This is a genomic window from Vibrio artabrorum (genome assembly GCF_024347295.1).
GTDB lineage: Bacteria > Pseudomonadota > Gammaproteobacteria > Enterobacterales > Vibrionaceae > Vibrio > Vibrio artabrorum.
Map to the genome: position 1 here is coordinate 291,668 of NZ_AP025459.1, position 21,731 is coordinate 313,398.

The window sequence follows — 21,731 nt, forward strand, 5'->3', positions numbered from 1 at the left end:
AACGTCATGAAACAAGAAAAGATACCATTTCAAGTTTGGATATTAACACTCGCGGCTTTTGCGATAGGTACTGCTGAATTTGTTATCGCAGGTATCCTTCCACAAATCGCGACGTCCCTCTCTATCACAGAAGGTCAAGCCGGATACTTAATCAGTGCGTATGCGCTTGCTATCGTTATCGGTGGACCAATCTTAACCATCTACCTTGCACGCTTTAATAAAAAAATGGTGCTTATCGGATTAATGGCACTGTTCATTATCGGTAACGTGTTATCCGCCTTAGCGCCAAGCTACCCATTATTGTTAGCAAGTCGCGTTATCGCTGGCCTTGTTCAAGGTCCTTTTTATGGTATAGGTGCCGTTGTAGCAACTAACCTAGTGTCTGAAAAAATGGCTGGTCGCGCGGTGGGTCAAATGTTTGCAGGTCTAACGCTTGCTAACGCTTGCTAACGTTCTTGGCGTTCCTGCGGGTACGTGGGTTAGCTTGCAATTCGGTTGGCACACCACTTTCTTTAGCGTGGCTGCACTTGGCACTATTGCGATGATCTCAATCCTAACGTCAATCAAATCAGCAGGTCACAGTGAAGCGAAAGACATTAAAACTCAGCTATTGGCGTTTAAAAATCCAATACTACTGATCAGTTTAGCAATCACCGCTTTCGCTTGGTCTGGCTTCATGACACTTTACGGCTACCTTGCTCCTATCGCAATGCACATCACAGGTTACAGTCAAGAATCAGTGACTTGGATCTTAGTCATTGTTGGGGTTGGCTTAATCATTGGTAACACTTTAGGCGGACGTTCTTCAGATAAAAACCTGGGTAAAGCATCCATGTTTTGGGCTATCGCGATGATCGTATCATTAGTGATTGTTGGCCTTGTGGTCGGTAATAAGATTCTGTTTGTTGCAGCGGCATTTGTCTTTGGTATTGCATCATTTGCCAACGTTCCAGCCATGCAGCTTCGAGTGATGAACAACGGTGGCGAAGGCCAAGAGCTAGCAGCAACAGCCAATATTTCTGCCTTTAACTTGGCGAATGCCTTCGGTGGCTTCTTAGGTGGCATTGTACTTGACAGCCAACTCGGGGCAGGAATGATTCCTTTCGCAGCCGTTGTTGTTCCAATTATCGGTCTGTTCTTAATTGTGAAAGCGAACCGAGCTGAAAAACAGAGCACCCCAGAATTGGCGCCAACAACAGCTAATTAATTTCAATGTGCCGATGTCAAATTCACACCAACATTGGCACAGGCACAGCAACCCATCTTTCCTAGAGGTAAATACCATGAGTAAGTTATTCGAAAACACAGAACTGAAAGATCTTAAGCTACAAAACCGTGTTGTTATGGCACCCATGACACGCGCTCGTACTAGCCAACCAGGAAACGTACCCAACGACATGATGGCGACGTACTACCAACAACGTGCCAGTGCAGGGCTAATCATCTCTGAAGCGACACAAATCTCAGATGACTCTCAAGGTTACTCATTTACACCCGGCGTTTATACCGATGCACAAATCGAAGGTTGGAAGTCAGTAACAACCGCAGCAAAAGCACAAGGTGCCGCGATATTCTGCCAACTATGGCATGTAGGCCGCGTGTCACACCCTACCTTTCAAAAAGGCGAGCTGCCGATTGCCCCTTCAGCATTAGCACCAATAGAAACTCAGGTTTGGATCGCTGATGAGAATGGCAACGGCAACATGGTGGATTGCATCCAACCAAGAGAGATGACCCAAGCAGACATCGACCGTGTTGTTCAAGATTTTGCTAACTCAGCGAAAAAAGCGATCGAGGCAGGGTTCAATGGCGTCGAGATCCACGGTGGCAATGGTTACCTGATTGACCAGTTCCTAAGAACCAACTCAAACAAGCGCACCGACAACTACGGTGGCACTCGTGAGAATCGACTTCGCTTTTTGATTGAAGTGGTTGATGCGGTGATTGAAGCGATTGGTGCTGACAAAGTGGGCGTACGTTTGGCCCCATTCATCACCTTCAAAGACATGAACTGCCCCGATATCGTGCCAACGATTTTAGAAGCGTCAAAAGCGCTACAAGATCGCAATATCGCTTATCTGCATCTATCAGAAGCCGACTGGGATGACGCACCTGTTATCCCTGAAAGCTTCCGTGTGGAATTAAGAGAAATATTCTCCAACACCATCATTGTTGCAGGCAGCTACACACCAGAGCGCGCCGAAGAAGTATTAAGTAAAGGCTACGCCGACCTCGTCGCATTTGGTCGCCCATTCGTAGCAAACCCAGATTTGGTATCACGTCTACAAAACGGCAGCGAACTGTCAGAACTCGATGGTGCCACTCTGTTTGGTGGTAACGAAAAAGGCTATACCGATTATCCAGCGTTGTAGTCGGTTTTGATGAAATGATCGCTTCTAATTTTTAGGCGACATTTCAGGCAGACAAAAGAAAGGCTCGCATGACTAGTGCGAGCCTTATGCAGTTTAGGGGGTAAACCACAATATCGTATTAATCTGGAACTCATTATTTCACTTATGAACCAGTATGCACCTGAGCACATCAGTGCCCTATTTTTAAATCATTCACTAAAAATAATCAATCAATCAAAGTTAGCGTTTCGTCAATTTAAATCGCATGAATACCAATAATTGAGTGATTCAAATCTAAACAATAACCATAACATCCAGATCAATAAGCCTCTCCTTTACCTATAAACTTCTCATTTGCCAATAACCTTCGCCCTTAGTGGCAAGTTGGCGGTGTAAATAATCGAGCGTATCTGCGACCATACCAGCAATGCCTTGTGGTGGATTGAACAACAATAAACCACTGCCTATAAGGCGATCATCCCCCTTAGGATCTCGAAGGCGAAGCTCTGACTTAATCGGACTTGGTAGCAAGCCATCTTTCACCGCTGTCACGCAGTGGTTGAGAATCAGTGAGCTCTTATCATCCGTGTAAAGCGGATACCAAATCAAGGCAGATACCTTCTCAGACTGCTGATACGCCTTAACCAAGGCATCAATGACTGCCAGATATTCAGAGTCGGTTTCATAAGGTGGGTCGATAACAATCAAGTGATGATCATCGTGCTTTGCGATGTCGTCAGGTAGTGCTTTCAAGCCATCGCCCGCGGTAATGGTGAGCTTACTTGAAACATCGAGATCGCGTTGCAGCTTCTCAATATTGGTTTGTAATAGGTCGGCTTCATCTTGCTGAATGTCTGAAAAATAGAAGCTATCTTGGCTGCGGCCTTGTTGGTAGGTGATGGCTGCAGAACCCGGATAGAGAGAGATAAGTTGATTCGGGTTGTAGTATTCCAGTACCGACATAAAAGAGCTGAATGCCGGAGGAAGATAAGCCTTATTTCGCCATAAGTACCCGACCCCTTCAGCAAACTCACCAGCATGATTGCTTGGTGCGGTAGTGAGGTCATAACACCCTGTACCAGAGTGGGTGTCGATAACATTGAGGCGTGAATGTTGCTGCATTAATGACTGAACAAGTGCACTCAATACTGGATGCTTTAGCGCATCACCATGGTCGCCTACATGACATTGATGTCGATATTCCATTCCCTTGCCTCATTTCTACGAACGTCATCTAAACATACTTCATATCATGAGGGCTTGCCTGCTCAATCCATCGTTTTTTGAAATAGGCTCTCTTTTCTGTAACTGTTTGACTCTTATAAAAAATAAAGCCCCTCGTTTTGTTATAAACGAAGGGCTTGTTGACGTTACTGGCTAAGTCGTACAGTTAATCAATAGAAAGCCTAAGGGTACTCGCCCTCAACTTCTACTGGCACTTTCACTTGATAGTGACAAGGCTTTAAGCCAAGTAGCTTAGGCAGCGTGATACCGACAGATACTGAAGACCACGTACCGCTGACAATACCTACAACCAGTGCAATCGCGAATCCTTGCAGCGCAGCACCACCCAGTAGCCAAAGCGCAGATACGGTGATTAGCGTTGTACCTGAAGTCACCATGGTGCGCGAGAAGGTCGCTTTCACCGATTCGTTGAGCAGGTTATCCGTGTCACCATTTGGATTGCCACGCAGCATTTCACGAACACGGTCGGCAATGATGATCGAATCATTCAATGAGTAACCCAAAATTGCCAACACGGCTGCCAATACGGTCAGGTTGAACTCGAACTGAGTAAAAGCGAACAGGCCCAAAATAAGCGTCACGTCATAGATGATCGCGGCAAGGGCGCCTAATGCCAAACGCCACTCAAATCGTACACTCAGGTACAGCATGATCATTAGGAAACACACCAATACCGCCAAGCCACCTTGATCAACCATGTCTTGCCCTACTTGAGGGCCAACCACGCTGCTGTTAAGCACTTTTACTTGGTCACTCACGGATGACAAAGCATCCATTAAATTGGGTTGAGATGCGTCCGTCAGTTGGCTGTAACGGATTGTCCAGCGATCCTGTTCTGCCATACCAACCACTTGTACGTCTTGTTGAAAAGCCGTATCAAGTTTTGTTTTTAACGCATCTTTGGTGACTTGATCAGAGAGTTGCACCTCGGCAACCACACCACCGGTGAAGTCTAGGCCCCAGTTAAAACCTTTCACCGCCACCAGCATCACAGAGCTCATGAACAGCACAATAGAAATCACAGACATCACCTTACGAAGGCGAGTCATGCTGCTGTTTGAAATATAGCGGTCTGAAATCGTCATTTTTGAAGTACTCATGCTTAAATCCTTACATCGTGGCGTTGGTCACGCCCCCAAACCAAATTGATGATCGCGCGTGAAGCAAAAATGCCCGTGAACATACTGGTTAGAAGACCTAAGCCCAGTGTCAGAGCGAAGCCCTGAATCGGCCCATTACCGATGGTGTATAGAGCCACAGCAACGATCATGGTGGTGACGTTAGCATCGAAAATTGATGAGAATGCGCTATCAAAACCACGGTCGATAGCGCTCGCAAAACTGCGCCCTTCTTCCATCTTGTCTCGAATACGCTCGAAGATAAGTACGTTAGTGTCTACCGCCATACCGACGGTCAGTACCAAACCCGCAATACCCGGCAGAGTTAATACCGCCCCCGGAAGCAAAGCAATCAAACCAAACAATGTGGTCATGTTAATCATCAGGGCACAGTTCGCGACCCAGCCAAGACGGCGGTACCATAACGCCATGAACGTTAGCGTAAGGCCAAGACCAAGTGCCAAAGCTGCAAAGCCGTTGGTTACGTTTTCCGCCCCCAGAGAAGGGCCAATGGTGCGCTCTTCAATGATGGTGACAGGCGCGGTTAATGAGCCAGCTCGCAACAATAGAGCAAGTTCCTGCGCTTCACCTAGAGTGCCAGCCCCCGTGATACGGAAACGACTGCCTAACTGAGATTGAATGTTCGCAACACTAATGACTTCACTGGTTTTTTTGCTGTTACCCGCTCTGTCACGGCTGTATTCGCTGTAAACAGTCGCCATTGGCTTGCCGATATTATGGCGAGAAAATTCAGACATTTTCTTGCCACCCGCAGAATCCAACGTGATGTTTACTTCTGCACTACTCATCTCACCAATGCCGCTACGCGCATCGATAATATGTTCGCCGCTTAATACCGCTTTGCGAGCCACCACGACACGATTACCATCGGAATCTGTCAAAGTTTGAGTATTGCGAGTTGCATTATCGTACACCGCATAAAAAGCCAATGAAGCGGTCGCACCAATCACATCTTTTGCAGCAGCAGGATCTTGCACACCTGGAAGCTCAATACGAATACGGCTTTCACCTTGACGCTGAATCGATGCCTCCGTAATGCCTAACTCTTCAATACGGCTGCGCATAATTTGTAGGTTTTGTTGCACCGTTAGGTTACGTAACGTCCTTTGTTCATCTTGAGATTGCTCCAAGGTCAACGCTTTATCTGAACGGGCACGTAACCAATTGGGAAACTCTTCACGAATCAGTTTTTGTGCTTGTTCAAAATCAGCGTCGGTACGAAAGGTCAACTTCACTTGATTGTTCACCACTTCACCACGAGCGTAGCGTACTTGGCTGGTGATCTCGTCGACCACAGATTGCGCTTGTGCGTGATAAACCGGTTCCATGTCTACTTCGAGCAGGAACTGCACACCACCACGTAAATCAAGGCCTAGCTGAATCGGTGCAAAGCCCATGTCAGTCAGCCATTTGGGGGCAGCTGGCTCCATCGCGAGCGCAACTGTCGCGTTATCCAATAGGTACTTATTAAGCACTTCTTTCGCTTTTGCTTGTTGCTCAGCATCTTCCAAGATCACGACTAAACGTTGGCCTTTTTGAAAGGCTGATTTAGCTTGAATGCCTTCACTCGCAAGATATTGGGTAATTTGAGTCGCATCGATGGTCTGTTCAGAGCGGTTGCTGATTTGAACCGATGCATTCTCGCCATACCAAGACGGTAGAGCACTCAGAACCATGATGATAATGGTGGCGATAAGCACCACGTATTTCCACTTTGAGTAGTGGTTAATTTGTTTTCTTGGAATGCGTTTTTTCACAGTCAAGATCTCTTCTTTTTACCAATCACGGTGAATAAATGATCGACACTAGCGAAGGAAAAAGGCTTGAGAACAAGGCAGGATTTTTCGATAAGTAGCTATTCTACAATCAAAAATTCTAACGCAGTTATCGAGCATTTTAACCAGCTAGGGTGTTCAGTTATTTACTACGATTGGTATGTCTAATGTTTTGCGAACACGAGCAAGGCTAATCGCAACCAAAACAAACTGATTGAACGATAGTAATGCCAAAGCTGATGTCGCTATGTTTGTCTTAGTGAATGGGTGAGTTCAATGGGCACAAGGCGACCATTGATACAGCCAATTTAGGGTCAAACGATTAGCTAAGAAGTTCTCGAAAATGTGAGTATTGGATGTTGCCCTCTTTCCACCCCGAAAGCCGGGAGGACGGAGAACTCACCATACTGGTCCAGTGCTGCTTAGAATCCAACAACGGGGTGTTGAAGAGCAGAGAAGCCAGTAATGAAGGAGGGGAGAAATCGATAAGCAGATGGTAAGCAGGCTCAAGATCGGCCCCGCTCTCTTGCTCATTAAGTAATAGACGTCGGTATGTCGTCGCTTGGAGACTTGATTTAGAATCATGGTAATGGGATCGGTCACCTAACGCTGAACCACCCAACTGAACTTTTTCACACTCCAAATAAGCGGATGAATCATCAATCCCGACTTGTTTACACAGCTGACTAACCGAAGATGTCTCTTGAAGAGCATCCATGTTAAAAGGCTGAGAAAGAAACGAATAGCCGTTAGTGTTCACAAAGCCAAGGCTCAGTAAAAACAACATGAATACTAATCGTGTACCGAGTTTAACCAATGAACAACTATCCCGAATGATGCAAACAGCGACAATATATAACAGCCCACCAAGTTACAATTGATTTAAAATCACAACCCAACATATTTGACACTGCGCTGACAATCGAACGCACTCCAATCAAAATCAATCTTAATAAAAAAGCCAAACGACTTCATGTTTGGCTATTGTCCATCCCCAGAGATTCAGGGCTAAAACGTGACTTTTTGAAAAAGCACGCTAGTCAATAAGTGTCACTTTTAGGTCTCAAAATATTCTTCAATTGATAGTCACATGAGCCGGTATCGGCCTCGACAGCCTTTTCTTTACCTTGGTTAATAGCCGAAACATTCATCACCACTGAACGAAAAATTCGACCTAATTAATTTAAAAGATTACAAGCTTAAATAGCCTGTAACCTTTTCATTTTCAGTTACATGCACATGTTATGATTATTATCAGTGAGTCATCTTTGTGGCCAGTGCAAATCGATTCCAAGCATTAATCATGATGACTTGCATCATAGATTGTGCGAGTAACTCCTCTCCTAATAAGCTTAGGCATTGCTGATAAGTCGTATCCGAAACACCTGTATTCGAAATCAGCGTCATTTCATCCGTTAGGGTCAAGATAGCCTGCTCCGTTTCATTGAACAGTGGTGACTCTTGCCATGCTGCGAGCGCAAACAATTTTTGCTGTGAGATATCAATCTTCAATGCTTCAGCTGTGTGCATTTGAATACAGTAAGCACATTTGTTGATGATTGATGCTCTGATTTTGATCATCTCTTTTAGTTCGCTAGATAATTCCACATTAGATAAATAGCCTTCAATTGACAGCATTGCGCTTAAAGCGTCAGGTTGAACTTGCGCGAGGTCGATACGTTTTAACATTTTGCCACCTAAATTTGATTAATGAATATCGCTATCAATGCGACAGATCCATTGTGCATAATTCGATATAAAATCAGAATACGCGTATTATATGAATCAGTTGTGCACAAAACGCAAAGGTGAATATGTGTTAGAGCTAATCAAAATATTTGACCAAGTCGTGGAGTCTGGAAGCTTTTCTAAAGCTGCTCAAGCTCTCAATATGGCTCCTTCTTCAGTCGCAAGAAATATAGATAACCTGGAAAGTAAGATTAAATCTTCGCTTTTTAAACGCAGTACACGGCAGCTAATTCTGACTGAAGAAGGGCAATATTTTTACCAACAATCCGCCAAAATCTTGCAAGATAGCAATAGACTGCTAGAAGAAATGCAAGGCAATCAAGTCGCTCCAGAAGGGGTACTACGAGTTTCAGTTTTTGAAAGCTTTGGTAATTTGTGTCTGACTCCATTAATTCCAGAGTTTCTTGAGCGATACCCTAAGATACAAGTTGAGTTAGAGCTGGATAACAACGTCGTCGATTTAAACAGTGAAAATATTGATGTGGCTATCCGTATTGGCACACCACAAGACAGTCGACTCAAAGCTCGTCACCTACTGACAAATAACGCGTCGTTGGTCGCTGCTCCATCGTATATTGAAAAGTACGAAGCGATCGATAAACCCGAAGACTTACAAAATCACAACTGTCTATTGATAAGCCATGAGCGACAGAAAAATTATTGGTACTTTGAGAAGAGTACAGTTAACAAAAAAGTACGAGTGACCGGGAATTTGATATCAAAAGGTGGCTCACCGCTTTTACATGCCGCGCTTAGCGGAGTAGGCGTACTTTTGTTGTCTGACTGGATGCTAAAACCGTACTTGGAAAATGGGCAGCTAAGGGAGTTACTCCCTCAATGGACATCAATGCACAGTGAGCAAGGAAGTGGCGAAATCTTCGCAATATATAAGAATGTTCAATACCCAAGGCCTCATGTCCGTTTGTTTATTAATTTCTTAGTTGAGAAATTAGAGCCGTTGAAGCGCATATCCCAGCCTTAGTTTGGCTTGGATAAATTGCTTTCAGGGGCTCCGAGTTTCAAAACCAAAACTTTGCTTATACTTCTATACAAACCAAACAAAAATAGCCGCTAATCAGCGGCTATTTTGAGCAGTCTAAATGAAGCTTCTATTGCTTCGATCTTTCTACTTCTTCGTCTCTTCAACCACCGCTTTCATCAAGACTGACGTGTCCATGCGACCTTGCCCTTCGGCAGACAGCGCTTTGTAAGCGTTGTTGATCTTTTCAGTCAGTGGAAGCTGGATGCCTTGGCGCTCTGCTTCATCTAGACAGAAACCTAAGTCTTTGATCATCCAATCAATGGCGAAGCCGAAATCGAACTTGTCTTGCGCCATTGTGGTAGCACGGTTTTCCATCTGCCATGAACCCGCAGCGCCGTTTTTAAGGCAATCAACTAGCGTTTGGATATCCAAACCTGATTTCTCGGCAAGTACTAAGCCTTCAGAAAGACCATTCAATACACCGGCAATGCAGATCTGGTTAACCATTTTTGCGCGTTGGCCTTGACCGACTTTACCCATCAGAACTGACGACTTACCGTAAGCTTCGAACACAGGTTGTAGATCATTGAAAAGCGCTGGTTCACCACCACACATAATGGTTAGCACGCCGTTCTCTGCGCCCGCTTGGCCACCAGAGACTGGTGCATCCATAAAACGAACACCCGCTTTCTTCGCCGCCACTTCAAGCTCTTCAGACAGTACGGCTGACGTGGTGGTGTGATCGACCAGAATTGCATTTGGCTTCATTGCAGCAAGTGCACCTGTTTCGCTGGTTGTCATGCTACGAACGTCATCATCGTTGCCGACACAAACCAATACTACGTCCGCTTCCGCTACACACTCAGCCACAGATTCTGCCGCTTTACCTTGATGTTTATCAGCCCAGTCTAATGCTTTACTGTGAGTACGGTTGAATACCGTGACTTCAAAACCGGCTTTAACTAGGTGGCCTGCCATTGGGAAACCCATAACGCCTAGTCCGATAAAACTTACTTTCATTTTTTTCTCCTTTTCATTGACCAAGTCATTGCGATGAAAAGATCGAACACGCTCAATCAGTGCATCACTATACAGGGTCAAAGCCTTTGGCTGATGGTTTCTCTCTTTGTACACTAATTACGCTTGACGATCACCCCGATGATACTCAGAAAGCACTTGAATTAAATTCATCTAGGGATAAAGCTGACCATAAAATGAGGTTCAGTGACAAATCAAGACCAAAGAACACTTCCCCAGTCGAACATCATGGAACGATGATCAAGGTAAAATCGATCATGACCGCATAAAAAAACCGAGCTTTAAAGGCTCGGTTTTTATTCTACATTCGACTCACAAGAGCGAGGCTATTATCAATGATAGATTGATATTACAGCTCAGCGTTGTGGTAAACCTGCTGAACGTCATCACAGTCGTCAAGCATGTCTAAGAACTTCTGGAACTTCTCAGAATCTTCTTCCGCGACTGGCGTCATGGTTTGAGGCACGAAAGTGATCTCCTCAACATCTAGAACTAACTCTGGAAACGCGTTAGTTAGTGCCGTCTTCGTTTTGAAGAACTCAGTTGTTGGAGCAAAGACAGTGATTACACCATCTTCTAGCTCAACGTCTGTTACGTCTACATCATCCATCATTAGTGTTTCTAGGATGACCTCGTCATCTTCGCCTTTGAACTGGAATACAGCTTGGTGAGCGAACATGTGAGAAACCGAACCTTCAACACCGATTTTCGCGCCAGTCTTAACGAAACATTGGCGAACGTCTTGGAAAGTACGGTTGCCGTTGTCAGTTAGACAGTCAACGATGACGCTTGTACCACCTGGGCCAAAACCTTCGTAACGAGCTGGTTGGAAGTCTTCACCGCCACCGCCGTTCGCTTTATCGATCGCTTTGTCGATAACGTGAGCGGGTACTTGGTCTTTCTTCGCTTTAGCAATCAGGTGCTTAAGAGGTAGGTTCATGTCTGGGTCAGAGCTGCCGTTCTTAGCCAGTACGTAAATCTCTTTACCGTATTTAGAATAAACTTTAATTTTTGCGCCTGCAGTTTTCGCCATTGAGGCCTTGCGCACTTCAAAACTTCTTCCCATCGGGATCTTCTCTCTGATTCAATTAACGGTGCAAATTCTAGCAAATTACTGTGTCATTTCAATTCTACAGCACTGCTGGGCAAGGTTTGTCTGCGGTTATGCGACACCCATTACCCGTTTGTATTTTTCTACAGACTGATCAAACCAAGCCTTTTCTTCTGGGTCACCTAGCTTCATTGCTTCTTCAACAATGGCTTCAGGGCCACATTTCGCTTGCTTCAGTTTCCATACAAGAAACGATGCTTGCTTATCCAGTTCGATTTTATTTTTCTCGCTGGGTGGAAGGAGTGAAAGGTTGATAGACATGATTAGCCTTCGTCTGTAATACACTTGGCCGAGAAATATATCATAGAGCAGCCTCATAAAACCAATACTATGAGTAACAGAAAGGGGTTATGAGGCAAGAAACCAAGCAAGTCGCTGATGCAGGTCAAGCTATGTTGAGAGAAGTTTTGTACCCCTTGATGAGAAAGTATGACGTATTCGACTCACCTAATGAGCTGAATAATGAGATGTTCGAATCACTGTGGCTAGAGAAGTACCTCTCCAGCCCAGAAAAGCTATTCACTCTCCGCGAACACATCGCAGCGTGAGGCGCAGATGAAATCATTCTTGTGTAGGCCTTTGATTGAGTGGCTCCACCAAGTGACGGTGACTTTGCCCCACTCCAATAAGATCGAAGGATGGTGGAGCTCTTCTTCTGCCAATTCTGACACTTTGTTACTGAATGCCCATGCTTGCTTGTAGTTCTTAAACTTGAACACCTTCTCAAGCTGCGGGATGCCGTCTCTTTCGATGATCTGCCAATCAGACAACTCCAACAGCAAAGATTGTTGTTGATCTTTACTAAGGGCAATCGCGTCGATACTGCAGGCTTCGCATTTTTGTTCATTCAACATGGGTGGGTTCCTTGGGTTCAAAAAGTGGTGGTAGTAACCCCGCGTCGATGGCGAGATCAGCTTGCTGTAACAAGTTTTCCTGACTGATGTTAAAAAGCTCAGACAGCTCATCAATCACGTAATATTTCGGTTGTATAATGTCGATGCGATAAGGGGTTCTTAACACCGTTTGCAGCTCGAACCGCTCACGAACCGCCAAATCACCACCCAACGCATACATGGTTTCCGCCGGAGACGAGAGAATGCCACCGCCATAGATTTTCAGCCTATCGCCCTCTTTGACTAAACCGAACTCGACCGTAAACCAATACAAACGGGCCAGATAAGCGCGTTGCTTGGATGTCGCGGCTTGGCCTAGTTTTCCATAATGCTCAGTGAAAGCTGCAAAGTCGGCATTGGTGAGCATGGCACAGTGGCCGAAAATTTCATGAAAGAAATCAGGTTCCTGTAAGTAATCGAACTCGTCTCGCGTTCTCAGAAATGTTGCAACTGGGAATTTCTTATTGGCGAGCAAATCAAAGAAACGGTCGAAATCGATCAATGCAGGCACAGGTTGAACTTGCCAACCTGTTGTTTCCAGTAGCACTTTGTTTATCTCTGGAAGCTGGGGAACTCTGTCCAATGGCAGATCCAGCAGAGTCAGGCCGTGCAAATAGGCATCGCATGCGCGGTCATTAATGACATTCAGTTGCCTTTTCACTAAGTCGTGCCAAATGGCGTCTTCTTCGAGGCTCCACTCAACCCATCCCTCTTGGCTCACGGGCTTAGAATGATATTGAGTCATTACACACCTCCTTTCGAATGTCTCACTTTAAGCCTATCTCCACTCCTTATATCCGCCAATTTGCACGATTTTTCGAAACAGGTGATCGCGTAGCATTTTGTTTACACAATTCCAACAACCCCTTATTTTGCTGATCTTTTGACTTTGTAAAACCTAAATACCAGACTGAAATCGTTAACTTTTTGTTAAAGGTAAAAGAATGCACGAGAGCAATAAGCCCATTTGGCAACCCAGTAACCAGCGTATCGCACACGCCAACATAACCCGATTCATGGATAGCCTTGATCAGCAGAGCGTATTCAAGCAGGAGTTGAAAAACTACACCGAGCTTCATCAATGGTCTGTGGACCAGCCGGAGTCGTTTTGGCAGAACGTGTGGCAGTTTTGTGGAATGGTCGGTTCGCAAGAAGGTGACATCAAAATTCATGGTGAGAGCCGCTGGCAGCAGCCGAAATCGAATCGCGATGCGGTGTGGTTTCCGAATGCTCAAGTTAACTACGCCGAAAACTTGCTGCATTCAGCAAAAACGTTGCCAAACGAGCTTGCGATTTGGTTTGAGAATGAACGTGGCGAGCAGCAAAGCTACACATGGCAAACCCTTTGTGAGGAAGTCTCTAGCGTTCAACTATGGCTCGTGGATTGTGGCGTACAACAAGGCGATGTGGTCGCCGCTTATACCCCTTATCTGCTACAAACCGTAATAGCGATGCTGGCAACCACCAGTTTGGGAGCGATTTGGACATCAACCTCGCCTGACTTTGGTGCCGAGAGTGTGATTGAGCGATTTGGCCAAGTGAAACCTAAAGTGCTGTTCACCTGTGATGGCTACACCTTTAATGGCAAAACGTTCGATATGACGGACAAGAACCGTGAAATCATCGAGCACTTAAACGCGCTAAAACAGGTGTGTCAGATCGATTATTTGAAACCGAGTAATGACTTTGAGAAGAGCGATTTAGAGAAGAGCGATTTAAAGAAAAACAAAGTTGAACATGATGTGTCGATTCTAAGTTGGAACAACATCATCAATCACTATCAACCACAATCTATGCGATTTGTGCGTGTCGGCTTCAATGAACCGCTGTTTGTGCTCTACTCTTCCGGCACAACGGGCAAGCCTAAATGCATTGTTCATTCTGTCGGTGGCACCATCATCAACCACCTAAAAGAGCATCAGCTTCATTGCGATATAAAGCCCAACGATCGCGTGTTCTACTACACCACTTGTGGTTGGATGATGTGGAACTGGCACATATCTGCACTCGCCAGCGGTGCTTGTTTGGTGATCTTTGATGGTAGCCCGGTTTATCCGCAACCCAACGTGCTATGGGATTTAGCACAGCGTACGGATGTATCGCTGTTTGGCACCTCAGCCAAGTACCTAGAGGCGATTGAGAAAGCGGAAATCTCACCGATCGACAGTCACTCTCTTCCCCACTTAAGAACAGTGTGCTCGACGGGTTCAGTGCTCTACCCTGAGCAGTTCGATTACGTCTACAAGCACATCAAACAAGATCTGCATTTAGCGTCCATTTCTGGTGGTACGGATATTTGTGGCTGTTTTGTGTTGGGTAATCCTATCTCGCCTGTGTATCGCGGCGAGTGCCAACAGGCCGGGCTCGGCGTCGACATCAAGATGTTCAATTCATCTGGCCAAAAGGTCAATCAAGAACGGGGCGAGCTAGTATGCACCAACTCCCTACCCAACTTCCCCGCAGGCTTTTGGAATGACACCGGAGAGCGCTATCACAGCACCTATTGGAATAGGTTTGATAATGTGTGGCATCACGGTGATGAAGTCGCACAGAGCGAACATGGCGGCTACCTGTTCTACGGGCGAGGCGACACCACACTCAACCCTGGAGGCGTGCGAATTGGTACCGCGGAAATCTATCAACAAGTGAACACCATTGAGGGCATTGTTGATTCGATAGCCGTCGGCAAAGACATCGACCGCAACGAGCAGATATGGCTGTTTGTTCAACTGCAGCAAGGTGTGGATCTAGATGATGAGTTACTGGCAGTCATCAAAGGTAAACTCAAATCATCATGCTCACCAAGGCATGTACCAAGCCAGGTATTTGCGATCAGCGACGTACCAAAAACACGTTCTGGCAAACTGGTGGAGTTGGCTGTCAAACAGGTGATCAATGGCAACAGTGTCGAAAACCTCGGAGCGATTGCTAACGCCGAGGTTTTGGATGAAATAAAACACCTTGTGTCGCTTGAGTGTTGAGCCTTAGAAAGTGGCTAACTATCTGCAATTCTCATTTGGCTATCAGATACCATCTGAAGAGAAGCCCCACCATTTCAGTTTGACCCCTTACCTTTCCTAACGTTCTTAATGAGATCTGAACGTCATATTTAAAATAAAAATAGACAATTATTCATTTTATGGTTTGAGATAATATTCACTAAATCCGAATCATTTATACAAAAAAAGAGTCCACCACTGGATTATATCCAATCTTATGGATATTTAATCGAATTCTAATAATGACCATTTCCACAACGCCATTTCTAGTGAAATGATAATTTGATAGCTATCACATTTAGAACAGTTATTTTCCCATACTATCTCAGCATGTTAATTACTTGATAGTAATTAAAAAATATAACCATTGTTATTAGTAATCTTGAATTAAATTGTAAATAACAAGCGGTTAATCCCTACTTAAAATAAAATCATTATCAAATGATCGGAGACATTATCATGCGCATAGTATTAGCTTTGGGCGGTAACGCTCTTTTAGCAAGAGGCCAAGCATTAACGGCTGAGAACCAACGTGAAAATATAATCAAATCAGCGGCGAGTATCGCTGCGATTGCACGCGAGCATGAGATTGTTATCGTTCATGGCAATGGCCCACAAGTGGGTTTGTTGATGGAGCAAAACGCGGCTTATCACGAATATTCGCCAGAGACGACCCCGTACCCAATGGATGTACTAGGATCTCAAACCTGTGGCATGGTGGGCTACATGTTGCAACAAGAGCTAAGAAACATTGACCCTGAATTAGACGTAGCGACGCTAGTCACGCAAACTGAAGTATGCAAAAAAGACCCTGCGTTTGCTAACCCGACTAAATTTGTTGGCCCTGTATATACAGAGCAACGAGCTAAAGAGTTAATGGCTCAAAGCACAATGCAGTTTAAAGCTGATGGCGAGTACTACCGTCGCGTTGTGCCTTCTCCTATGCCAAAAAACATTGTTGAAATTCAGCAAATTGAAACTCTTCTAGATACAGAAAATCTTGTTATCGCTTGTGGCGGCGGCGGTGTTCCCGTGAGTATTGAGCATGGTAAGAGTACTGGCGTAGAGTGCGTAATTGACAAAGACCTTACGGCTGAATTACTGGCTGAAAAAATCCATGCCGACTTATTTATTATCCTAACTGATGGGTCGATTTTCCGTAACTATGGTAAAGAAGACCAAGCCGAAATGAAGCAAGCAACGCCTGCTGGTTTAGCAGAATTTTCATTCCCTGCTGGTTCTATGGGGCCAAAAATTGATGCCGTTTGTAAATTCGTTGAAGCTGGATTGGGTAATGCAGCGATTGGTTCATTATTTGATTTAGATAAAATAATTACCAATGAAGCTGGTACTCTGATTACGAAAGGCGAAGGTATTGTTTATTATTAATATTATCAGGTAATCAGTACCCATAATATAAAAACAATTACACAAGCCTCTTATTTAATTATAATGAGGCTTATTTTATCAAGGCTATTGTAATGGTGAACTAGATAAATATTCATGCACTTAGTTCATTCTCCGTTAAAGTAATGAACAAATCACATCTTGAAATATAACAAAGCGTAATTATAACGTGACTTAATCCTAATAATGTTTCTAGTCTGAATTATAATTTAAGACCAAAACAATTCAAGCACCTCTGTTGTCATTTCATATGATCGACCATTAAGTTCGGCATCCCTTTCACAGGGAGACAAACCCACTATCAAATTAACCACTTCCTGATTATTTGCTTTCTCAAACTCCTTAATCAGATTGGACAGTAAGACCTAGTTATAATAAATGGAACGATTGAAGCAATAGCTAGACGTAATTGGTAGTAGAATTTTCAACAATTAAACACGAGTTGAACAAATTGCCGTAGGACTTTATCGTTAACATAATTGAGTATATAAAGGTACTCAATGATTCAGTCATACTCTCTAAGTACGGCTAATATGTGACTGTTCTGCTTGCCATTTGAAAGCTTGATGATGATCGTACTTTATGTCGTTGTTTTACGATTTGATGAGTAAATCATCCTTTGAAAATTTCCCATTCTCGTTTATTTAGTGAGATATAAAACGATTATTGTAGCTTTAAAACTGGGTTTCTCCTTACTCTATAAAAGCATTTTTAACGTGGGGCGAGCTGGTAACCAAATAAGTCAAGAATCGCAAAGTTGACGTTATTAACTCCATGAGTATTAGTTGCCAACGCTTTCTCATCCACCTTAGAGAATCGAGCAAACCCAAGGAGCTCTACATTTTCAATATCAATGTTAAACGAGTACTTTTTGCAGTGAGTGAGTATTGGGTTTTCTGTTTGAAAAGTAAGTAACGCAAAGGTATCAACATCTTGTGGTGTGTTCAAGAACAAGCCAGATTTCTCTGGCTTAATACACATTATACACACTTTAAGGTTACGGTATATCACAAGCGGTGCTTTTGGATACCTACCATATAATAACCATTATTAACAGAAATGGCACATTAGAACGGGAACGCTCAGTCTTTCATTATAGGACTCTCCGAGAACAAATATTTATCGAAGCTATCATTAGAACCTTCGAACATCATTTTTTTCGTATTCTCAATGTGCTGCCACACGCTTTCTTTAGCGGCTTTTGGATCTCTTTTGATTAACGCCTCGATAATCTCATCATGCTCGACGCACCAACTTCTAATTTTGTTGTCAGCAACATGCTCATGCAGCTTTTGCCAATAAGGATTTTCAGCGCGATGGTTGCACATGATTTCAGCGAGATGCACAACAACAGAGTTCTGCGTGCAACGCGCGAGTTGAACATGGAATTCACTATCCCAATATGAATCACGAGAGTAATCATCTTGCTTCGCCTGCTGCTGAATTTTCATCAAAGCAACCAAGTCTTGTTTTGTCGCTTGTGTAGCAGCAAATTCCGCAATATTGCCTTCAAACAACTGCCTAGCCTGAAGTAATTCAAATGGACCACAATTCTTCATGAACGTATCAGCTTTTTCCAATAAATCTCGACCCACAGCTCTTAATGGAGGGTTGGTACTAATTATATGAATGCCCGAGCCTTTCCTGACTTCAACGTAACCCTCTACTTCCAGCATTATCATAGCTTCTCGGATTACAGTTCGGCTTACTTGCATTTTATCAGCAATAATTCTTTCAGCAGGAAGCATATCGCCCACGTGGTATTTGTCTTCAGCTATATCTTTTTTGATGGAGTTTGCCACCTTATTGTACAGCTTCTCACTCGGTTGCATTAAGTAATTCCTTGTCTATCTTCGAACCTCCTATTATACCAAAATGAAACAATCAAAACAGCGTGGAGTTACAATATAGTATCTAGAGGAAGTCTGACCTCAGAAGGCTATACAAAGGAGTCTTTCCTTTTAATCCAGCAAAAATAGCATCCCGCAAAAATTCAAATACGGAATGCTGCGCCAAAACTTACAATGTAACCCCGCTCTTATAAACGGCTATTTCGCTAATATCGTTGAGTTCATTACATGACTTTTTCCCATTGGCCACATCAACAATTAAGTCGATAAACTGCTTCAGTAGGTCTTTCATGGAGACACCATCAACAAGTACACCTGCATTGAAATCGATCCAATGTGATTTTCGATTCGCTAGCTCACTGTTAGTTGCTATTTTTATTGTAGGGACAGCGCCACCATAAGGAGTTCCACGACCTGTACTGAATAGGACCATGTGGCAACCAGAGATTGTAAGAGCCGTCGTGGCTATTGCGTCATTACCGGGAGCGCTAAGCAGATTCAATCCCGATTTAGTAAGGACGTCACCATATGACAGAACATCTACAACGTTGCTTTGACCTGCTTTTTGGGTGCACCCGAGCGACTTCTCTTCCAAAGTGGAGATCCCTCCTACTTTATTACCCGGAGATGGATTTTCATAAATAGGCTGATTATGGTCGATAAAATATTGCTTGAAGTTATTTATCATTGAGACCGTATCGAAAAATACTTTTTGGCTCTCACAGCGATTCATTAGGATTGTTTCAGCACCGAACATCTCTGGAACTTCAGTAAGCACCGTAGTTCCACCATGTGAGATGGTGTAGTCAGAGAATAGTCCTAGCATTGGGTTTGCAGTGATACCAGAAAGACCATCAGAACCACCACACTCCAAACCAAAGTTTAATTCGCTTAGTTTACCAATGACACGAACGTCCTCTTTCATACGCTCGTAAAGCTCTTCTAAATAATCTAGCCCAACTTCTGTCTCATCAGAATAATTCTGACAGACCATGAATTTAACGCGCTCTTCGTCATAATCACCAAGAGTCTCTTTGAATGCTGTTATTTGGTTATTCTCACAACCAAGCCCAATCACTAATACACCGCCAGCATTTGGATGGGTAGTCAAACGCTGGAGCATAAGCTTAGTTGTCTCATGGTCATCACCAAGCTGTGAGCAGCCATACTGATGCGTCAGTACATTAATGCCATCAAAACCATCAATGCCAAATTTCATTTCAAATTCAGACTTGATAATCTTCGCTATGCCGTTGACACACCCAACAGTTGGAACAATCCAAAGCTCATTGCGAATACCAACATCACCGTTCTTGCGTCGATAAATATTTATCTCACGATCTTCGAATTCGCTCCTAGCTACATTTAAGTTAGGATTGTACTTGTACTCATCTAGTGAGCTTAGATTTGTTTTTATGTTGCAATGATCAATTAAATCACCCGCCGCTACTTTGCTTTTTAACATGCCAATAGCGAAGCCGTATTTGATAACATTTTCGCCAGCGATCAAATCAGTCAGAGCAACTTTTTGCGCCTTGCCTATGTCTTGATTACTGACAATATTGTGATTGGCTACTGTAATCTCAGTCCCTTCTTGAATGTCCACCAAAGCGACAGCTACGTTATCTATCTCATTGATTTTTATAAGCTTATCCACAAAATTCACCAGATGCTTTTTGCAACGCAACACGCATGCCTTCACAGACAATATCGGTTGCAAAACCAGACACCATGCGTGTCAAGTCAGGAAATGTATTCAAATCCTGTCCCCAATGGTCTGTATCTGCCAATACCGAGCTAACCAGATCAAATATACTCATCTTCCCATTTTGAACTTCATCCCATGCGCTACTGTAGAAGCTAATGAACTTAACATCGTCATTAAGCGGATACTTTTCATTTGCTCTTTCGCCACGATAGAACGTGATTAGCGCTGCTAATGAGAACGTAAGATAAGTAGGTGGAACTTTGTTCTTCTTAGAATAAGTGATTAATTGAGGCAAGATTCTGGTCTTGAATTTAGTCATACCATTCAAAGAAATTGAAAGCAGCAAGTGACGGATATATGGGTTCTTAAATCGGCTTTCTACGTCTTCAGCAAACTCAATTAACTCATGTTCTGGTAATGATAAATTCGGAATGATTTCATCGAACATAGCATTACGCATGAACTTAACCATTTGTTCGTCATCCATGCTTTCGCCAACTGTATCCAATCCAGCTTGGAAAGCAACCGGAACAAGAGCAGTGTGGGCGCCATTTAAGATTGCCACTTTACGCTCTTTATAAGGCTTAATATCATCGACGATCTTAATATTGAGCCTACTGTCTACAGGCAACTGGTCAAGGCAAAGTTCTTTTTCAAGCCATTTAGGTGCTTGAATGACAAATGAATAAAACCATTCAGCATTAACTACAAAATTGTCTTTATACCCAAATGCTTGCTCAAGCTCTTTAATTTCATCTTTTGGATAGCCAGGGACTATTCGGTCTACGAGTGTGGAGCAGAATGTATTTGCATTGTTAAGCCAAACGCGGAAACTTGGTGATAAACCCCATAAATCAACGTAGCGATTGAGTATCTGCTTCAGCTCTTCGCCATTGTAATCAATAAGCTCGCACGGAATAATCACCAAACCTTTATCCATCACACCATCAAATGCCTCAAAGCGTTCTAGAAGCATCAATATCAACTTAGCAGGGAAGCTGCTAGGTGGCATATCAGTGATTTTGTCGTCTTCATTAAATGTAATTCCAGCCTCAGTCGTATTAGATACAACAAAGCGAACATCTGGGTTCTTGGCCAATTCGAGTATTGACCCAAATTCTTTGTATGCTGATAACTCATTGTTTATTGAAGTTATGATTCGCTCTTCAGCTCTTGGCTTTCCTTCATCGTCTAGACCGCGAATTAGAGTTGTGTACAAACCGCTTTGTGTGTTCATTGAAGGCGGAAAATCAGAGTCGATCGGACGAATCACGCTGATGCCAGCATTAAAGTCTGTTAACTCATTAAGAATGTCGAATTGCCAATCAACAAAAGCGCGCAAAAAATTCCCTTCGCCAAACTGGAGGATTCGTGTTGGATAAGATGGAAGCTTGAAGTTATCTCGATGTAATTGTTGCATAGTTTTATTCTCGTTCGTCGCACTGACTTGGGTTCAGGCACGACAATTATTAACTTGGGGTGTA

At 43.7% G+C, this 21,731-nt stretch carries 19 protein-coding genes and 1 pseudogene; 6 read left to right on the forward strand and 14 right to left on the reverse strand.

What is annotated here, in order from left to right:
• The first annotated feature begins 6 nt into the window (after positions 1-6).
• Positions 7-1,207, forward strand: a pseudogene (locus OCU36_RS15515) (MFS transporter).
• A gap of 76 nt (positions 1,208-1,283) precedes the next feature.
• Positions 1,284-2,372 carry an alkene reductase gene (locus OCU36_RS15520; RefSeq protein WP_261840444.1) on the forward strand — a complete coding sequence of 363 codons (1,089 nt, stop codon included), beginning with the start codon at positions 1,284-1,286 and terminating at the stop codon, positions 2,370-2,372.
• Positions 2,373-2,690: 318 nt separating this feature from the next.
• On the opposite strand, the gene rlmJ is transcribed toward OCU36_RS15520, so the two are convergent.
• The 5 genes from rlmJ to OCU36_RS15545 form a co-directional block, all read right to left on the reverse strand.
• On the reverse strand, positions 2,691-3,557 hold the full coding sequence (gene rlmJ, locus OCU36_RS15525) for a 23S rRNA (adenine(2030)-N(6))-methyltransferase RlmJ (protein ID WP_261840445.1): 867 nt from the start codon (positions 3,555-3,557) through the stop codon (positions 2,691-2,693).
• 200 nt (positions 3,558-3,757) lie between these two features.
• Positions 3,758-4,696 carry a protein translocase subunit SecF gene (gene secF / locus OCU36_RS15530; protein ID WP_261840446.1) on the reverse strand — a complete coding sequence of 313 codons (939 nt, stop codon included), beginning with the start codon at positions 4,694-4,696 and terminating at the stop codon, positions 3,758-3,760.
• Between the two features lie 2 nt (positions 4,697-4,698).
• Entirely contained in the window at positions 4,699-6,498 is a 1,800-nt protein-coding gene (secD, locus tag OCU36_RS15535) for a protein translocase subunit SecD (RefSeq protein WP_261840447.1), read from the reverse strand.
• A 334-nt stretch (positions 6,499-6,832) separates the two neighbouring features.
• On the reverse strand, positions 6,833-7,297 hold the full coding sequence (locus OCU36_RS15540; protein WP_261840448.1) for a hypothetical protein: 465 nt from the start codon (positions 7,295-7,297) through the stop codon (positions 6,833-6,835).
• Between the two features lie 467 nt (positions 7,298-7,764).
• Positions 7,765-8,199: a carboxymuconolactone decarboxylase family protein gene (locus tag OCU36_RS15545; RefSeq protein ID WP_261840449.1), complete on the reverse strand. Its 435-nt coding sequence runs from the start codon at positions 8,197-8,199 to the stop codon at positions 7,765-7,767.
• Between the two features lie 127 nt (positions 8,200-8,326).
• Between OCU36_RS15545 and OCU36_RS15550 the strand changes: the two genes are divergently transcribed.
• Positions 8,327-9,241, forward strand: coding sequence for a LysR family transcriptional regulator (locus OCU36_RS15550; protein ID WP_261840450.1), 915 nt, complete (start codon positions 8,327-8,329; stop codon positions 9,239-9,241).
• Between the two features lie 144 nt (positions 9,242-9,385).
• On the opposite strand, the gene OCU36_RS15555 is transcribed toward OCU36_RS15550, so the two are convergent.
• The 3 genes from OCU36_RS15555 to OCU36_RS15565 all read right to left on the reverse strand — a co-directional run bounded on the left by OCU36_RS15555 (position 9,386) and on the right by OCU36_RS15565 (position 11,651).
• Positions 9,386-10,285 carry an NAD(P)-dependent oxidoreductase gene (locus tag OCU36_RS15555; RefSeq protein ID WP_261840724.1) on the reverse strand — a complete coding sequence of 300 codons (900 nt, stop codon included), beginning with the start codon at positions 10,283-10,285 and terminating at the stop codon, positions 9,386-9,388.
• A gap of 343 nt (positions 10,286-10,628) precedes the next feature.
• Complete coding sequence (locus OCU36_RS15560; protein ID WP_261840451.1) at positions 10,629-11,345, reverse strand: YebC/PmpR family DNA-binding transcriptional regulator; 717 nt, start codon at positions 11,343-11,345, stop codon at positions 10,629-10,631.
• A gap of 96 nt (positions 11,346-11,441) precedes the next feature.
• Positions 11,442-11,651 carry a DUF3283 family protein gene (locus tag OCU36_RS15565; RefSeq protein ID WP_004732615.1) on the reverse strand — a complete coding sequence of 70 codons (210 nt, stop codon included), beginning with the start codon at positions 11,649-11,651 and terminating at the stop codon, positions 11,442-11,444.
• Positions 11,652-11,740: 89 nt separating this feature from the next.
• Between OCU36_RS15565 and OCU36_RS15570 the strand changes: the two genes are divergently transcribed.
• On the forward strand, positions 11,741-11,938 hold the full coding sequence (locus tag OCU36_RS15570) for a hypothetical protein (RefSeq protein ID WP_261840452.1): 198 nt from the start codon (positions 11,741-11,743) through the stop codon (positions 11,936-11,938).
• On the opposite strand, the gene OCU36_RS15575 is transcribed toward OCU36_RS15570, so the two are convergent.
• Together OCU36_RS15575 and phhA are read right to left on the reverse strand one after the other, a co-directional pair.
• Positions 11,906-12,244 (reverse strand): 4a-hydroxytetrahydrobiopterin dehydratase, encoded by a 339-nt coding sequence (locus tag OCU36_RS15575; RefSeq protein ID WP_261840453.1) that lies wholly within the window; start codon positions 12,242-12,244, stop codon positions 11,906-11,908. The two genes, OCU36_RS15570 and OCU36_RS15575, sit on opposite strands and share 33 nt — an antisense overlap.
• Positions 12,234-13,028 (reverse strand): phenylalanine 4-monooxygenase, encoded by a 795-nt coding sequence (gene phhA, locus OCU36_RS15580; RefSeq protein WP_261840454.1) that lies wholly within the window; start codon positions 13,026-13,028, stop codon positions 12,234-12,236. Before phhA ends, OCU36_RS15575 begins: the two co-directional genes overlap by 11 nt.
• Positions 13,029-13,227: 199 nt before the next feature.
• On the opposite strand from phhA, the gene OCU36_RS15585 reads away from it, so the two are divergent.
• Together OCU36_RS15585 and OCU36_RS15590 are read left to right on the forward strand one after the other, a co-directional pair.
• The gene (locus OCU36_RS15585) at positions 13,228-15,264 is read left to right on the forward strand and encodes an acetoacetate--CoA ligase (RefSeq protein ID WP_261840455.1); all 2,037 of its coding nucleotides are present in this window, start codon (positions 13,228-13,230) and stop codon (positions 15,262-15,264) included.
• A gap of 477 nt (positions 15,265-15,741) precedes the next feature.
• The gene (locus OCU36_RS15590; RefSeq protein ID WP_261840456.1) at positions 15,742-16,671 is read left to right on the forward strand and encodes a carbamate kinase; all 930 of its coding nucleotides are present in this window, start codon (positions 15,742-15,744) and stop codon (positions 16,669-16,671) included.
• A 729-nt stretch (positions 16,672-17,400) separates the two neighbouring features.
• Here the strand turns inward: OCU36_RS15590 and OCU36_RS20165 are convergent.
• From OCU36_RS20165 to OCU36_RS15610, 4 genes are all read right to left on the reverse strand, one after another.
• The gene (locus OCU36_RS20165) at positions 17,401-17,670 is read right to left on the reverse strand and encodes a Tn3 family transposase (RefSeq protein WP_261840457.1); all 270 of its coding nucleotides are present in this window, start codon (positions 17,668-17,670) and stop codon (positions 17,401-17,403) included.
• A gap of 101 nt (positions 17,671-17,771) precedes the next feature.
• Positions 17,772-18,521, reverse strand: a complete 750-nt coding sequence (locus OCU36_RS15600; RefSeq protein WP_261840458.1) for a GntR family transcriptional regulator — start codon at positions 18,519-18,521, stop codon at positions 17,772-17,774.
• A 187-nt stretch (positions 18,522-18,708) separates the two neighbouring features.
• Positions 18,709-20,196, reverse strand: coding sequence for a UxaA family hydrolase (locus OCU36_RS15605; RefSeq protein WP_261840459.1), 1,488 nt, complete (start codon positions 20,194-20,196; stop codon positions 18,709-18,711).
• Positions 20,189-21,667, reverse strand: coding sequence for a tagaturonate reductase (locus OCU36_RS15610; RefSeq protein WP_261840460.1), 1,479 nt, complete (start codon positions 21,665-21,667; stop codon positions 20,189-20,191). The genes OCU36_RS15605 and OCU36_RS15610 overlap by 8 nt, the downstream gene beginning before the upstream one ends.
• Positions 21,668-21,731: the final 64 nt, after the last annotated feature.